General features: G+C 46.0%; 11 protein-coding genes and 2 pseudogenes. 6 read left to right on the top strand and 7 right to left on the bottom strand.

The genetic code is table 11. From position 1 onward, the window contains the following. Positions 1-234: 234 nt before the first annotated feature. The 5 genes and pseudogenes from rbsD (at position 235) to M3P05_RS13165 (ending at position 3,545) form a co-directional block, all read left to right on the top strand. Positions 235-639: a D-ribose pyranase gene (gene rbsD, locus M3P05_RS13185; RefSeq protein ID WP_249700181.1), complete on the top strand. Its 405-nt coding sequence runs from the start codon at positions 235-237 to the stop codon at positions 637-639. Then, the gene (gene rbsK, locus M3P05_RS13180) at positions 639-1,574 is read left to right on the top strand and encodes a ribokinase (protein ID WP_249700180.1); all 936 of its coding nucleotides are present in this window, start codon (positions 639-641) and stop codon (positions 1,572-1,574) included. Before rbsD ends, rbsK begins: the two co-directional genes overlap by 1 nt. Before the next feature lie 18 nt (positions 1,575-1,592). After that, positions 1,593-1,757: a hypothetical protein gene (locus M3P05_RS13175; protein ID WP_249700179.1), complete on the top strand. Its 165-nt coding sequence runs from the start codon at positions 1,593-1,595 to the stop codon at positions 1,755-1,757. After that, positions 1,738-1,932 carry a prolyl oligopeptidase family serine peptidase gene (locus M3P05_RS13170; RefSeq protein ID WP_249700178.1) on the top strand — a complete coding sequence of 65 codons (195 nt, stop codon included), beginning with the start codon at positions 1,738-1,740 and terminating at the stop codon, positions 1,930-1,932. The genes M3P05_RS13175 and M3P05_RS13170 overlap by 20 nt, the downstream gene beginning before the upstream one ends. A 50-nt stretch (positions 1,933-1,982) precedes the next feature. After that, positions 1,983-3,545, top strand: a pseudogene (locus tag M3P05_RS13165) (FAD-dependent oxidoreductase). 19 nt (positions 3,546-3,564) lie between these two features. On the opposite strand, the gene M3P05_RS13160 reads toward M3P05_RS13165, so the two are convergent. From M3P05_RS13160 to M3P05_RS13145, 4 genes are all read right to left on the bottom strand, one after another. Further along, the gene (locus M3P05_RS13160; protein WP_249700177.1) at positions 3,565-5,094 is read right to left on the bottom strand and encodes a hypothetical protein; all 1,530 of its coding nucleotides are present in this window, start codon (positions 5,092-5,094) and stop codon (positions 3,565-3,567) included. A gap of 148 nt (positions 5,095-5,242) precedes the next feature. Beyond that, the gene (locus M3P05_RS13155) at positions 5,243-7,387 is read right to left on the bottom strand and encodes a 3-hydroxyacyl-CoA dehydrogenase NAD-binding domain-containing protein (RefSeq protein ID WP_249700175.1); all 2,145 of its coding nucleotides are present in this window, start codon (positions 7,385-7,387) and stop codon (positions 5,243-5,245) included. Between the two features lie 11 nt (positions 7,388-7,398). Next, positions 7,399-8,604, bottom strand: coding sequence for an acetyl-CoA C-acetyltransferase (locus M3P05_RS13150; RefSeq protein ID WP_249700174.1), 1,206 nt, complete (start codon positions 8,602-8,604; stop codon positions 7,399-7,401). A 139-nt stretch (positions 8,605-8,743) separates the two neighbouring features. Further along, positions 8,744-8,944, bottom strand: a complete 201-nt coding sequence (locus tag M3P05_RS13145; RefSeq protein WP_249700172.1) for a hypothetical protein — start codon at positions 8,942-8,944, stop codon at positions 8,744-8,746. Positions 8,945-9,063: 119 nt separating this feature from the next. On the opposite strand from M3P05_RS13145, the pseudogene M3P05_RS21325 reads away from it, so the two are divergent. Continuing rightward, positions 9,064-9,670 (top strand): annotated as a pseudogene (locus tag M3P05_RS21325) (IS30 family transposase); the annotation flags it as partial. 306 nt (positions 9,671-9,976) lie between these two features. Here the strand turns inward: M3P05_RS21325 and M3P05_RS13130 are convergent. The 3 genes from M3P05_RS13130 to M3P05_RS13120 all read right to left on the bottom strand — a co-directional run bounded on the left by M3P05_RS13130 (position 9,977) and on the right by M3P05_RS13120 (position 15,014). After that, on the bottom strand, positions 9,977-12,880 hold the full coding sequence (locus M3P05_RS13130; protein ID WP_249700169.1) for a hypothetical protein: 2,904 nt from the start codon (positions 12,878-12,880) through the stop codon (positions 9,977-9,979). A gap of 222 nt (positions 12,881-13,102) precedes the next feature. Further along, the gene (locus M3P05_RS13125; RefSeq protein ID WP_249700168.1) at positions 13,103-13,573 is read right to left on the bottom strand and encodes a hypothetical protein; all 471 of its coding nucleotides are present in this window, start codon (positions 13,571-13,573) and stop codon (positions 13,103-13,105) included. Positions 13,574-13,991: 418 nt separating this feature from the next. After that, the gene (locus M3P05_RS13120) at positions 13,992-15,014 is read right to left on the bottom strand and encodes an AraC family transcriptional regulator (protein ID WP_249700167.1); all 1,023 of its coding nucleotides are present in this window, start codon (positions 15,012-15,014) and stop codon (positions 13,992-13,994) included. Between the last annotated feature and the right edge of the window lie 38 nt (positions 15,015-15,052).

The following is a 15,052-nucleotide window of genomic DNA, read 5'->3' as shown; positions in this document are numbered from 1 at the left end:
TGTCGGTGTTGCTATCTGGTGATGAGTGTATGACGGAGCAGCTGATAACAAAACTGCTGAATCCGCCACCACCATTGGCAGCAGGCATCATGTGAAAAGGTTTCACCTGATTCTGTTGACATAAGGTGCAATTTTGTTCGTTGTTGACTTCGATCAAACCATAACCAACAGCCAGTCTATAAAGCTTCATCATTTAAGCAAACGATTGCTTCACCTATTTACTGCGAGCTCACTATGAAAAAAGGCAGACTTCTGAATCCTGAACTTTCCAGGGTTATTGCCGAATCAGGCCATGGCCAGACAATCACACTGGCTGACGCAGGGCTCCCCATTGCCCCAACTACGCAACAACGCATTGATCTCGCGCTGACCGAGGGTATTCCGGGCTTTATCGACACTCTCAAAACTGTTCTGACTGAAATGAAGGTTGAAGAGGCTGTCATCGCTTCAGCTCTGGCCCAGGTCAGCCCCGATATGCATGAGCGTTTGCTGGAAGCTCTTGCGCCTTATGAGATTCCGGTAACAGAAGTATCCCATGAATCGCTGAAGCAACTGGCTGATGAATCCCGCGCTGTCGTTCGTACAGGAGAGTTCACACCTTATGCCAATGTGATTCTGAAATCAGGGGTAGTGTTTTAATGGCTGGCAATAAAATTATCGTGCTTGGCAGCGTAAATGCCGACCACGTTATTCAGACTCCCAAACTGCCACGCCCGGGCGAGACTGTGGCAGGTACCAGCTACCAGGTTATTCCCGGTGGCAAGGGTGCCAACCAGGCCGTTGCCTGTGCCCTGATTTCGAAAGAAGCCAGCAACACTGCCTTTATTGCCTGTGTCGGTGAAGACAGTTTTGGCCGGGAAAACACGGCTAGTATGGCAGCAATGGGAATGGACACCAGCGCAGTCAATGCAGTTACCGGAAAGGCGACAGGCGTTGCCCTTATCTCAGTTGATCAGAATGCAGAGAACTGCATCACAATTGCCCCTGAAGCCAATGCCTGTCTTGATGAAAGCGTGGTTCAAAAGCATAAGGATCTGATCGCCTCCGGCCATACCCTGCTAATGCAGCTGGAAACCCCTCTGAAAGGTTTGACTTCCGCTGCAAAGATAGCGAAAGAAAGTGGAACAAGAGTTGTCCTGAATCCTGCACCGGCACGCCCTCTGCCAGACAGTCTGCTTGCCAATCTGGATATGATCACACCTAACCAGACTGAGGCGGAACTGTTAACAGGTATTCCGGTGAGTGACGAAGACAGTGCCCAGAAAGCAGCAGAAGATTTGCACAAACATGGAATCTCTACCGTTGTGATTACCATGGGCAAACACGGAGCCTGGATTTCTGAAAATGATGCAATGCATCTGATCTCCGGCTTCAAAGTCACTCCCGTTGACACAACAGCAGCCGGTGATACTTTTAATGGCGCACTTGTTGTTGCCTTGGCTGAAGGAAAGCCTCTGGAAAAGGCCGTGACATTTGCCAATGCAGCCGGTGCCATATCCGTCACCCGTCCAGGTGCACAGCCTTCTGTTCCTACCCGACAGGAAGTGGATGATTACCTGGCCAAAAGCAGCTAATAGCCCGGTAATCTTTTCATGAATATCACTCGTAGTCTCAGTGATGTATTCGAGAAGGAAATTCTCAAAACCATTTCCTTCAATTACATCCTGCATCTGACTGAAGGCTACGAGTCCTCCGATATAACATGGCCTCTTGTCCTCTTCCTGCATGGTGCCAAAGATGCATGGTGCCAAAGATGATCTGGTTCCTGTTGAAGAATCCAAGCGTATGGTTAATGCTGTCATTGAGCAGGGAGGAAATGCCCGGCTAACCATCTACCCGGAAGCCACTCACGATAGCTGGACGGAAACTTACAACAATCCGGATATTTATCAGTGGTTGCTTGAGAACACCAATCCCACCGCCATTGGATGATAACCCTAAGGGAAGACCTCCTTACATTTTCCTTATATAAATGAATAAAGATGCTCCAGGAAGAGTCAATTCATAGTCATCATGAATTGAGCTTCTGTGGATCCATGCATCCGTTATTATTTCTGACAGCACTGATATCAGGTCTTTTTCTATTTCCAGCCAGCCCGGCTTTGTCTGATGAAATCTGGGATGTTGCAGTTGTTGGAGATGGCCCTGCCGGGCACAGTGCAACTATTGAAGCAGCCAGGCTTGGCTTAAGCGTGGCCCATTTCACGGGTGGCAATCATGGTGGCCAGATCAGTCTGACCCAGACTCTTAATAACTGGCCGGGAGAACCTCGGGAGATTACCGGTTCTACACTGATCAGCAGAATGCTGGCGGTATCGAAAGAACTGAAAGTGCACCGTTTCAGTGATTAGGTGACAGATATCCGCAAGCAGGGGCAACTGTTCCTGTTAAGCTCTGCTAACAATCATTTATCAGCTCACACCGTTATTCTTGCCGTTGGTGCATCTCCCAAAATTCCAGCTCAGCTTTCAGAACTCTTTGAGAATGGTCATCAACATATCCATACCTGCGCCAATTGTGATGGGCCGCGTTATGATAGCGCAGACAAAATCGCCATAATTGGCGGAGGTGACAGTGCTGCTGAAGATGCACTGGCTATGTCACACTATGTGAATCATGTCACCATGCTGGTTCGCAGTGATAAGTTACGTGCCAACCTTGAAAACCAGACAAAGCTTCTCAGCGCATCAAATATTAATATTCTTTATAACACTCAGGTTCAAGAGGCCATTGATCATTCCCCATTTATGGAATTTGCACCCGGCATTCACAATCGAAACCTCCAGCTGAAACTTACTACTGCAGGAGGCCCAGTACTTGAAGTAGCGGCTCTGTTTATTGCGACAGGTCAAACACCTTCAACCGATTTTCTTCAATCCCATCTTCTCGATAATGAAGGTTTTCTTATCCAGCCAGATATATACCGAAAATGTCAGCAAGCAAAATCTTCTTTCACAGCACCACTTCATCATCATGCTATGGATATTTCCATGGCTGCTGAAGGCGTTGCAACGGCTCTTAAGCTTCGCGAGAAACTTGCAGACCTTAGTGGGTCAGAAAATATGGAAGATGTTGTTTTCAGTGGCTGTGGTGCTGCAACCTATTCAGCGGCTCTGTACACAGCAAGAGATCATTTCAAAACCGTTGTTATTGATACCTGCGGAGATCTCTCAGGGGAAGTATTCTGGCCGGATCATGGCTTTATCAAAGCCCATAAGTTGAAACATCAGTTAATAAAGCAAGTTCGGCTTGCCGGGGCAAAGGTGATTTTTGATCCTTCATATCAGTTGTATCAGCTCCCTGGATCATGGGTTATTCAGACGTATAATCAGAAGATTCATACCCGCTTTTTTATAACTGAAACCAATAAATTATCTGAGAAAGCTGGTTATGGTCTCCAGTATGGACGTGAGGAAGGAGTATTTATTGCAGGGGATGCAGTTTCAGATTCTACCAATCAGGCCATCAATGCTGCTGCGGCAGGAATCCAGGCGGCAAGGGCTGTAAAAGAGTGGTTTACTAAGTCAGCAAACCACTTCCATTGAATACCTCAAAGTAATCAGATTATGTCACAAATGGGCTTTTCTTCTTGCCCGTGAAAACTCTCTTAAGTTTTGTCGTAACAGTTTCAGCTCTCATTGGAGGCAAGGTTTCCTCCTTCGCTCTATCCAGCAGACGACCACGTATCCACACCAGAAGTTGAGTAATAACTGCGGCATTGGATATTTCAAAGCTGGGTACTTTCTCTTTCATGATTCGTTCAAAAACAGAGAAATTGGCAAGAACACGCTGCCAGTATGGTGAGTTGTCCAGCCATTCCTGAACAGCTTCATCCAGCGCATCAGTCATGGGGGTCACTTTTGCATCTCTGTAGTCACGATATTTTCGCGTTCTGCTTACCGCATGGCGTCCAACTGTCTGTCTTAACAGTGGGCGAATTTTTTTATGATCTGTGGCCAGGCGCGAGAAATTACTGCCCCACTTCAGTGCATCAGCCTGCAGATCTTCGGCTTTTTCGGCTCTGTGCTTGAGTTTGCTGTAACCCAGTGGGTTGTCGGTACATGTATCAACAACTTCCAGAACGTTTACCGCTGCATCTTTAAATGCTTCCCAGGCCAGTTTTACATCTTGATGCCTTTCTGTGATCTGGCTTAACTCAGCGCCAGATTTCTTTGTGAACGCTGTTCTTGGAGTCAGCAAGTCTTCTGATTCAATTGTTTTTCCAAACTGAAACAGGTCAGCATACAGACCCTGAACACCCTTATTCACATTCACACCAAACGTTTGAAGAGATTTCTCTGCCATTTGCATAGCTCGCAGCTCATCGTCTTCACTCTTATCTTCCTGAGGTGTCAACTCCTGGCTTCGAATAGATTCACGTACATGTTCAGGCAGGGCACTGAACAAGGCCGCAGATAATGCTATCAGTGACTGCTGGGGAGTGATGGAGAGCTCTAAAGAAGGGCTTTGCTCAGTAACCAACTCAACTCCGGTATCAGCAGTATCTGTACTTTCATCTGTCACAGTTATCTGAGGAACAGACGGTGAATCGTCTTCCTCAAGACTAACTGCCTCTTCTTCAATTTCAGGAATATAGCTTTCGACAAGTTTCTGAAAGCCTGGTGTGCCTGGCTTAATTGCCATTTCAGGATCTTGAATATCTACTTCATCCGTCAGATCACGGGTATCAGCATCATCAGTATCAATAACCAAGCGGCTAACAGGCGCTTTAGAAAGTGGCTCTTTTTCAACTTCTGTCATCATGCAATCTGACGATTTAGAAACTTCTGATCCGAGAGTAGAAATTAAACTTTTTTGCACATGTTGTTCAGAAGCTGCCTTATCAGGAAATTTTGCCTGACTCATATAGGGAGCAGCTGGCTCAACAGCTTTGATATCACGATCAGAGAGAAGCGTGGCAAAAAACGGGCAAACATACTCATAGAAGAAGTATTTGACGGCTTCTACAACCTGAACATAGGTGCCCAGAGCTGAATGCAAGAGGGGTTGAACTTCACTGGCAACAGAAGAGCCAAGCGATCCTAACACACTGAAGTTTAAGCCATTTATTGGCACAAGAGACTGATTCTGCATCCTTTCACCTCACGAATAAAGTCCTTTTCTCTCACTTTTGACCGGCCTGTCAGACCAAAGTTCAATACAAAAGAAATCCCCCTGTGCCAGCAGTTTATGGCACAGGGGGATAGTTTGAGGTCAGAATTCTGTCTAAAAATCTGGCAGGTTAATCCTTAAAGGTCTCACCCTTTTCTGCCATTTCAACCAGCAGCTTGGGAGGCGTAAAGCGCTCACCATATTTTTCAGTAAGTTCACCAGCTCTGGCTACAAATGCTGGCAAACCATATTGGTTGATGTACTGCAGGGCACCACCACTCCAGGCAGCAAAGCCTATTCCGAAGATGGAGCCGATATTGGCATCACGCACAGAGGTCAGCACATTCTCTTCAAAGCAGCGAACCGTCTCCACAGCCTGGATAAACAGCAGCCGTTCCTTGATATCTTTCAGGGACATGTCTGCTTCGCCACCAAACATGGCTTTCAGTTCAGGACTGAGGTGCTTTTTCCCACCCTGTGGGTATTCATAAAACCCTGCACCTGTTGCTTTGCCTGCACGGTTTGCACCCAGCATTCGATCAATAACTGCTTCAGCCGGGTGAGAGGTATACTCCTTACCTTCAGCTTCCATATCCTTAATGGTCTGGTTTCGGATCTTGGCGGTCAGCTCCAGGCTCACTTCATCAGCGACCCCAAGAGGGCCTATAGGCATACCAGCCAGCAAAGCACCGTTTTCAATAGCGGCTGCCGGAACACCTTCACCCAGCATTGCCACACCTTCATTCAGGAAGGTGCCAAATACTCGTGAGGTAAAGAAACCACGGCTGTCATTTACGACAATAGGCGTCTTGGCGATCTGAAGAACAAAGTCATAAGAACGGGCCAGTGTTTCATCCGATGTTTGTTCACCGCAGATAATTTCAACCAACGGCATCTTATCCACAGGTGAGAAGAAGTGCAGACCGATAAAATTATCGGGCCGCTCACTGGCCTGTGCCAGACCGGTTATCGGCAGAGTTGAAGTATTGGAGGCAAAGACAGTAGAGCTTTCCAGCTGTGCTTCTGCTTCCTGAGTCACCCTGGCTTTCAGATCGCGGTTTTCAAAAACCGCCTCTATCACCAGATCACAACCGGCAAGATCAGAAGCCTCTGTTGTTGGCTGGATTCTGCTAAGAATGGCTTCACTCTTCTCCGGAGTTGTTCGTCCACGGGACAGACGTTTCTTCAGCAAACTCTCAGAATAAGCTTTGCCCTTTTCTGCCGCTTCCTGAGAAACATCCTTCAGAACAACATCAATACCTTTGCTGGCACAGGACCAGGCAATACCTGCCCCCATCATGCCTGCACCAAGAATGCCGACCTTTTTAACCGGTTTCTGCTCAATCCCTTCTGGTCGGCGTGCGCCAGCTTTGATTTCGTTTAGCTGGAACCAGAAGGTTCCGATCATATTTTTACTGACCTGCCCGGTGACCAGTTTGGTGAAGTAGCGGGATTCAATACGAGTGGCTGTTTCAAAATCAACCTGAGCACCTTCCACTGCTGCGCTCATAATAGCCTCGGGCGCAGGGAAGCAGCCTTTGGTTTTATCTTTCAGCATTGCAGGTGCAATTGATAGCTTGGGAGCAAGAGCCGGGCTTGATGGTTTTCCACCAGGCATCCTGTAGCCTTTCTGATCCCAGGGCTGTGCTGCTTTTGGATTTGCATCAATATAAGCAACGGCTTTTGCCAGCAGATCATCCGCATCACTGGCCAGTTCCGATATCAGACCAGCCTTGAGAGCCTTGGATGGTGACATCTGCTTTCCTTCCATAAGAAGAGGAAAAGCTGCTTCCAGACCCAGCATACGAACAGTGCGGACTACACCACCGCCTCCAGGCAATAGGCCCAGCGTGACTTCAGGAAGGCCAACCCTGAGACGCTCATCGTCCAGCGCAATCCGGTGATGACACATCAGGCAGATTTCCCAGCCTCCACCAAGAGCTGCGCCATTAATTGCAGCCACAACAGGCTTACCCAGTGTTTCAATCCGGCGCATATTGGCCTTCATGGTTTCCACCATATTGAAGAACTCTTCGCCTTGCTCGGGTGTTACCTGGTAAATGCTGTTGAGATCACCACCGGCAAAAAAAGTCTTCTTGGCAGAGCGGAAGATAACACCTTTAACGTCTTCCGCTTCTGTAACCAGCCGGGCTGTTACCAGCTTGAAGTCATTCTGAAACGCTTCATCCATTACGTTCGCCGAGCCGTTCTGGCGATCCATAATCAGATGAACAATACTGTTGTCGTCTTTTTCGTAGCGAATAGAAGTCGTCATGTTTTAGCCCCTTAAACACGTTCAATGACAGTGGCAATACCCATACCGCCACCCACGCACAGGGTGACCAGACCATAACGTTGTTGTCGGGCTTCCAGCTCATCCAGAACAATGCCAACCAGAATGGCACCTGTTGCACCCAATGGGTGCCCCATGGCAATTGAGCCACCGTTTACATTGATTTTTTCCCAGGGAACCTGAGTCTCCTTCTGGAATCTCATCACGACTGAAGCAAATGCCTCATTCACTTCGAACAGATCAATATCATCAAAGCTCAAACCTGCCAGCGCGAGTGCTTTACGGGCGGCAGGAGCCGGGCCTGTCAGCATAATTGTGGGATCCGTGCCCACTACTGCTGTTGAAATCACTTTTGCCCTTGGTTTGATGCCTATTTTCTTACCGGCGTCTTCACTGCCAATAAGAAGAACAGTGGCCCCATCAACAATGCCGGATGAATTACCTGCATGGTGAACATGGCTGATTTTTTCAACCTGCGGATACTTGTCACGGGCAACACAATCAAAGCCCAAATCACCCATCATCTGGAAAGAGGGATTCAAACCGGACAGACCATCAACAGAACAGTCCGCCCGTACCAGTTCATCCTTATCCAGAATGGTTATGCCGTTGCGATCCTTAACGGGAATAATGGATTTTTCAAAGGCACCTTTTTGCCAGGCTGCTGCCGCCTTCTGATGTGAGTTGACGGCATATTCGTCAACATCATTGCGGGAAAAGTCTTCAAGAGTCGCGATCAGGTCAGCACCAATACCCTGGGGCAGAAAACCTGTATTGATATTGGTTTCAGGATCCATCACCCAGGCACCGCCATCGCTGCCCATAGGTATACGGGACATAGACTCTACACCACCTGCAACAACCAGATGCTCCCAGCCTGAGCGAATCTTCATGGCCGCCAGGTTCACAGCTTCCGCGCCAGAGGCACAGAAACGGTTGAGCGTGACACCACCAACATCATCCTGCCAGTTGGCTGCCAGTGCTGCCGTTTTGGCGATATCGGCACCCAAGTCACCAACAGCAGTAACACAACCCAGCACGATATCGTCAACTGCGCTGGTTTCAAAACCATTGCGCTCCTGCAGAGTGTTCAGAAGATTTGCCATTATAGTGACCGGCTTAACCTCGTACAGAGAACCGGTTTTCTTTCCACGCCCACGGGGCGTTCTGATGGCATCGTAGATATAAGCTTCGCTCATGGGGCTCCCCCTCCATATTGTGTTTACAACATAGCGGGAAAGACGGGAGTCTCAATAGCAAAAGGAGTCAATAGGACTGGCTCTATGGGTCAGCTCCAGATTGCGTTATATTCAGGAAATCTATTGCTTGAATCCAGCCTTAATTATTTATCCCTTTTGCGCCACTTCCTCCACTACCCATCAGGCTCAAAGCTGATGCAGTTGAGGTTTCATCCTCAGAAACTGTCATACTCCCTTCTTCCTGCCTTAAAAATTGTAAAAAACTATATAGATCGCATGAATCTGTATTTTTATCTTCTGGGAATAGCTTATAAGGCCCATTATTTACATCTGAACTCATCACTGAGTGCGATGAAAGAGGCTGGATTAATAGAATAAGTGCAATCGGCTGATGTTTTAGATGTGGGCCAGCTGCATGTATCATTTCGTAGCTCTCACACTCAGAAATGGAAGTCGGGAATGAGTTCACAAACCAGACAATACAAGCAGCTGACTCAAGGGCAAAGATACCAGATTGAAGCTCTTCTTGGAAAAGGCCACACGCAGAAAGAAGTTGCCCTTTCCATAGGCATAAGCGAAGGAGCCTTATCCCGTGAAATACAGCGAAATAGCGGTGAAAGCGGGTACAGTGCAGAAGTTGCCCATGCTTTGGCTACCCAACGGCGGAAATCAGCCAGAAAGCATCAGCTACAGAATGAAAGTTGAGTTACCGGACGTGGCCCTCAGTCACACAACAATTTACCAACGAATCGCAAATGATAAAGTTCAAGGAGGCTCACTGTATAAAGACCTGCCCCGGTTTGGTAAAAGGCGTTGTAAGGGTGGCAAACGCAAAGCAGGGCGGTCCCTGATCCCTAACCGTGTTAACATATCTGAACGACCCGAAATTGTTGATCTCCGTTCCCGGCTGGGAGATAGGGAAGGTGATACCGTCTATGGCCAAGACGCCCACCTGGTCACTCTGGTTGACCACAAGAGCCGCTTTACACTGATTAAGAAAGTGGACACAAAACATGCTGACATTGTTGCAGATGCGATGGTTGAGCTTTTAAAACGGGTCTCATCAGCTTGATTGTATTTTGAGATTCGTAATTTCAAAAGTGAAAATATACAGATAACAGGACACCAAATACGACATTTAATTTCACAAAACTCAGAGGCATTAATAAATAAAGTAGTCTGCACTCCAAATCACCAAAACAAACCCCTCCTTTGTTTAGCACGCCAGTTCAATAGAAAATGGTGCCACTGTGGCAATCGCTCAAAATTTCATGGAGAGAAATATAGTAGGAATTTGTCATATAAAACGGATCAATCTCACCTATCGATATCAAACTGGATTTATTGTTTCAATCAAACGACAGTACCAGCATTACTTGCTCGTGAAATGATCATAAACTCTTACAAAGAAAACCTCTCTAGACAGCGATACAACACTGTCCAACTCACGAACAACTTCATCATCACTTTTTCTTGATTTCATAAATGATTTAGGAGACTTATACTTAGAGGGGTCACTCGTGTGACTAGGAAGTTGTTGCTGATCATAAAGTTCAGCTGTATTTGATAATATACCCAGCTTATCAACACTAATTACCTCACGAGGTATACCATATGGATAGATTTTTCGAACCGATCCCAATAGCCCTCTTGCAACATTTCCTACACGCCTTACCACATTAATCTGTAATTTTTCATTAGAAGAATACATTTGATAATCACGTTGAAACTTAAATAAATTCAAAGCATTAAGCCATGCCAGTTGACTTTTAATATCAATCATTTTTACTTGTGGCATTTCGTGAACATGAAACCAAACATCTTTATCAATATGATTTAAAAACTTTCGTACGAGACCTTTGACAAGAGACTTATCTACTGTATCGTCAAACCTATGGAGAAGAAGTCTAATAAAAAGTATAAACTGAACTTTCCTTACAGCATCGTATTTGTAATAACTTTGACCATCTTTTGATGAAACAATATTCCTTACAACTTTTAAACTAGATAGCATTTCATTAAAGCCAGCAACTGAGCGCACGCAATCACTGATAATCATAAATGGCATCAGATCACTCAAGCAGGCAAGCATTTTATTATAAGAATCCTTTGTTTGTTCATGTTGAGTTTTAGTAACTCCTTCATGCTTTGTTTCTATTTCCATATACGATAAATACAATACTTCCCCTTTTTTTGAAAATTCATTAAATTGAGATACTCTTGATTCAAACCTCTTAAATTTATGAACATTATCTATGTGACTTTCCTGACTGAGTACCTCTTTTAGTGGGGGTATATGCGGGCATAATAATATGACTGGATCATCATTTTTTGCAGCAGCAATGACCCTCAGGCCTTCCTGAGATACATTTTCCATCCACCCATTTGATTCAGAGGTCATTCCATTACTGAAAAACTGCCATTCTTTTAATTTTTTAATATTAATCACCACTTCTTCAGAGTGGGAGAAAACCACGTCAAAAATCTCAAACAAAGCATCTCGGTATTCATCAAACCCTTTAAAGAGTGATAAAAATTCCATATGCCGCTCGGAAAAATTAAGCATGAAAGGGTGTTCCCAATCGATAACACTATCTAAATCTTCTTTAGCAACTCTTACAGTTTTCTTTAACCATTCGATAAGTTCTTGATCGTGTTCACTCATTATGGGATTTACGTTTTTTATTTTTTTTAAAAAGTATTGTTCCAGAATACAGCTGAAATATTGAGGAAAGCATTTACCACTCTGATCAGTACACTCTGGAAATGAAACAATGCCTGCACCCTGCAAAAAAACATCTGGAATATGTAGACTTTCTCCTGCTGGTTGGCGACGCACGGGATGAGTTAGTGGTTGAACCGCTGAAGGTACTCCCCAATCATCTTTGCGAAATTCAGAATGGCTCCCCATCTCTACATATTCATCATCGTCTTGATCATCCGCATTGTTGCGACTTGAGGAGGGAGCCAAAGGAATGGCTTGGAAGCTATTGACATATTTATCATCAGATACGAAACGGAAAGTTCGTAGAGAGGGTTTGTTGTTACCTATCTTCTTCCGTAACGAATTATCATAAGGCGACGCTGCTGGGAACCCTCCCCCGGAAGCGCTTGGTGATGGTGATGAACCATGGGTATAACTAGAAATGGGAGAAAAATGACCGAACATCATATCCTCTGATGCTTCGTTATCACTCGAAACTACCGGGGAATTTTCATAATGTGATTCGCTAACAAGCTCGACTTCAGTCAGTCGTTCTATAAATTTATCGTCCAGTGACAATTCAAATTGTATGTCCGGCTCCTTTTCGGCTGCCATAACTGGAAGTGGAGTGTGAGCAGTTCGATATCTTGAAGGGGGCTGTTTCTTTGCTGCACCAGGCGACGGTATCTCTCCATATTTCCTTGAGCGCATGGAAATCATTTGACAATGACTTGAAGGCGAATAGGTGGAAGATGGGGTTGCCCCCATTGACTCGATTCCACTGGACAGAAAAGGAGATGATGTCGATAACAATATCTCAGCTCCCTCGCGAACGGCTTCCAGCTCAAGTGGGTTTTCAACAGATATATAATCTGAGTCTTCAGATTCTAATTTCGCTCTCACCACAAAAACAGGATAGGTTTCAGCAGATATCAGCTGCCCGGAGGTCGGCAGGCAAGGAGTTTGGTCTAGTATTGCAATTGCAACAGCTGCCTCGTCATCCTCTTCCCTCAAATCAAAAAGAGCTGTCTCTGCACCAGGCTTGCCTTTTTCCGGGGCGCTTGTTGCTTTTCTGATTAGCAGGTCAGCAAAACTCTTTGTAACAGCGACGTTGACACGCTGATAAAACGGAGTAATTTTTTTAGGGGATTCCGAGTTTTGAACTGTGCTTGCAAGAAGCTCAAATAGCGGCTCCTCATTCTTAGTTTTCTTGGGTAAGAATAGCGATAAAAATATCTGCTCTTCTCCCTTATACTGATGTGAAATAATTACAGCGATTCTGGCAAGAGCTCCTTTTGAAAAATCGCGTGGCCTGGCATTTGGCGGGAAGCTTTTAAGGGGGAAGTTATTCTCAGACCGTTCAGCTAGTGTTAATAACCACTGCTGCGGTGTAAGCTCACCAGTGTTATCAACACCAGTAACGACTTCGATACAAGGTTCCGTAACCAAAGTAGACTTGACCTGATTGATATATATACCAGGCAAAAATAAAGTTGAAAGACCAAAAGTCTGTTGACAGAATAGGAAAATGCAGAGGCAGAGAATCTTATTATTGAAATCTTTGATGTACATTGTCGCCCCTCCTCTATCCCCAGTCGGCGTGCAAGCTGCAGATAAGACGTCGAGTGCCTTCTCAACTATTTACATTACACGCTCACCACTTACACGTGCTAGCATCTACACACATTAGTGAAAATAGCCAACAATGAAGATTTTGCAGGAAATAAAGCTGAAATATATTTAATTTCAGAGGATTGCTGGATAAGCCCCTACATATACAGGGGCCTTTTGCAATTAGTGCTGAACGGCATCTACAGACAAAGTATCAAGAATGGTATCCATGGCTTCCTGGCGGGAAACCAACGGATCCGGTGCACCGCTGGTGTCTTCCTGGTTGCGGGCAGCCAGCTCTGCCAGTTTGCGGGAAAAGTCTTCCAGCAAATCACTGACAGCTTCACTATGTTCCCGCATGGAGTTATTTAACTGAATAACGAACAGGGGATTATTCTCAACATCTTCCCCCATGGTTTCATAGAGCCCCAGCCGGTAGAAGTCATCATCACTCAGGTCAGCCAAAGCAAAAGATCGGGTCAGAACCTTTGCCTTTAATACCGTCATCAAATCTATAGCATCAGCTGCAGACACTGTTCTATTCGCCAGGCAGCGGATCACAAACTCCTTGGGGCTAAGGTTTGAATTATGAAACTGGTCGATCAGTTCCTGGTGTCGACCGCTCATCTTCTGGTTGGGGTTCTTTTTATCCATCTTTGATCTCCCCTATTCTGCTGAAATACCGTTTCAACACTGTAAGCCATGCAAACGATATTTCTCAGACACTGGCTTTATATTATTTTAAAAATGCCACTTGTTATCATTATGCGTGGTAGACACTTTCTGCTTCATGCAGCTCTGGGTTTAGGTTCTGTTGACATAAGTTTATGCATTCAGCGCCAGCGAGGCTTTTCAGATCTAGACGCTGGCGTGAAGGAAGACTGGTTGTCTTTCGAACGGCTGCAACGACGAGCTGGAAAGCCTCGCTGGCGCCCTTCGGGTGGCCCAGAAAGCCGCTAATCGCATAAACTTATGTCAACAGAACCTAGTCTATTCCTCCCTTTCCTCTATAGGAATATCATGATCCGGCAATCTTTTTAAACTGAAAATGTTGTGCCTGAAGCTGAGAGTCTCAGGATACCTGCCTCTCATCCCGCCAGGCCCCCGGTGTCAAACCTGTCCACTTTTTAAAGGCCCGATGAAACGTACTGGGTTCGGCAAAACCTGTTGCTTCAGCGATTTCATTAATGGAAAGATCCTGCCGCAGCAGATGATAAACCGCGATATCCCGCCGAATGCTGTCTTTTATTTCACGGTATGAATTGCCTTCTGCCTTTAATCTCCTGCGCAAAGTCTGGGTCGACATATTGAGGCTGAAGGCGATGTCCTCAAAGGAAGGAAGATCTTCGTAACTCATATTTTCCAAACGTCTGCGAATATGTGCAGAAATACTGTCATCATGACGGTAACGCGTCAAAAGATTACCTGGAACCTCCGTCAGGTAAGCGTCCAGAGCTCTGGCATCCTGAACCACCGGCATATCAAGGTAGCGGGAACTGAAGATCACCCGGTTTACGGGTTGTTCATAGTTTCTCAGACAGGGGAAAAGCAGATTATATTCATCGACGTCCCGCGGCTCCCTTCGGCAGAAATCCACCCGGTTAAGCAAAAGATGACGACCAATAATCCAGCTGCTCCAGCGGACGATACAGATCAGCAATGACTCAACCAGAAAGTGGTCATCCAGTTCACCTGGATGGATATGCTCCACGGAAACAATGGCTTCTTCACCATGAACATCAAGACTGTATCGGAAGCTGGGAGCAACCATAGAGAAGAATTTCTGGCTGCGCTTTAAAGCATCACCAAGAGAAGCACAGGTAATACAGGCTTGCACCATCATGGCAAAAGCACCCGGAGGGCAGGTGCTGCCTGACAACCCGAAAAACTCATCATTCAGTTCTCTGCAGATGACCTGAACCAGTCGACTGTAGGCTTCAGGTTCAACCCGTCGTTCGGGATTTTCCAAAACATCAGCAGGAACATCTGCCTGCTCCAGCAAGGGCCTGCAATCAATACCCTTATGAATCACACCCACCAGCGCTGAACGGACAAAGATATTGGCAATGGTTCTTGCCTGTTCGGGATCGATCATGCCTGTCACTTCTTATTATCCACAGATCATAACCGATT

The sequence above is a fragment of the Parendozoicomonas callyspongiae genome, from assembly GCF_023502345.1.
GTDB lineage: Bacteria > Pseudomonadota > Gammaproteobacteria > Pseudomonadales > Endozoicomonadaceae > Sansalvadorimonas > Sansalvadorimonas callyspongiae.
The sequence above is the reverse complement of the archived record's forward strand: the minus strand, read 5'-3'. Positions and strand labels throughout refer to the sequence as shown.

Coding starts and splice junctions, on each gene's coding strand:
- M3P05_RS13145 (WP_249700172.1), bottom strand. CDS start 8,944: ATGAGTTCAGATGTAAATAATGGGCCTTATAAGCTATTCCCAGAAGAT.
- M3P05_RS13130 (WP_249700169.1), bottom strand. CDS start 12,880: ATGTACATCAAAGATTTCAATAATAAGATTCTCTGCCTCTGCATTTTC.
- M3P05_RS13120 (WP_249700167.1), bottom strand. CDS start 15,014: ATGATCGATCCCGAACAGGCAAGAACCATTGCCAATATCTTTGTCCGT.
- rbsD (WP_249700181.1), top strand. CDS start 235: ATGAAAAAAGGCAGACTTCTGAATCCTGAACTTTCCAGGGTTATTGCC.
- M3P05_RS13125 (WP_249700168.1), bottom strand. CDS start 13,573: ATGGATAAAAAGAACCCCAACCAGAAGATGAGCGGTCGACACCAGGAA.
- rbsK (WP_249700180.1), top strand. CDS start 639: ATGGCTGGCAATAAAATTATCGTGCTTGGCAGCGTAAATGCCGACCAC.
- M3P05_RS13175 (WP_249700179.1), top strand. CDS start 1,593: ATGAATATCACTCGTAGTCTCAGTGATGTATTCGAGAAGGAAATTCTC.
- M3P05_RS13160 (WP_249700177.1), bottom strand. CDS start 5,094: ATGCAGAATCAGTCTCTTGTGCCAATAAATGGCTTAAACTTCAGTGTG.
- M3P05_RS13150 (WP_249700174.1), bottom strand. CDS start 8,604: ATGAGCGAAGCTTATATCTACGATGCCATCAGAACGCCCCGTGGGCGT.
- M3P05_RS13170 (WP_249700178.1), top strand. CDS start 1,738: ATGCATGGTGCCAAAGATGATCTGGTTCCTGTTGAAGAATCCAAGCGT.
- M3P05_RS13155 (WP_249700175.1), bottom strand. CDS start 7,387: ATGACGACTTCTATTCGCTACGAAAAAGACGACAACAGTATTGTTCAT.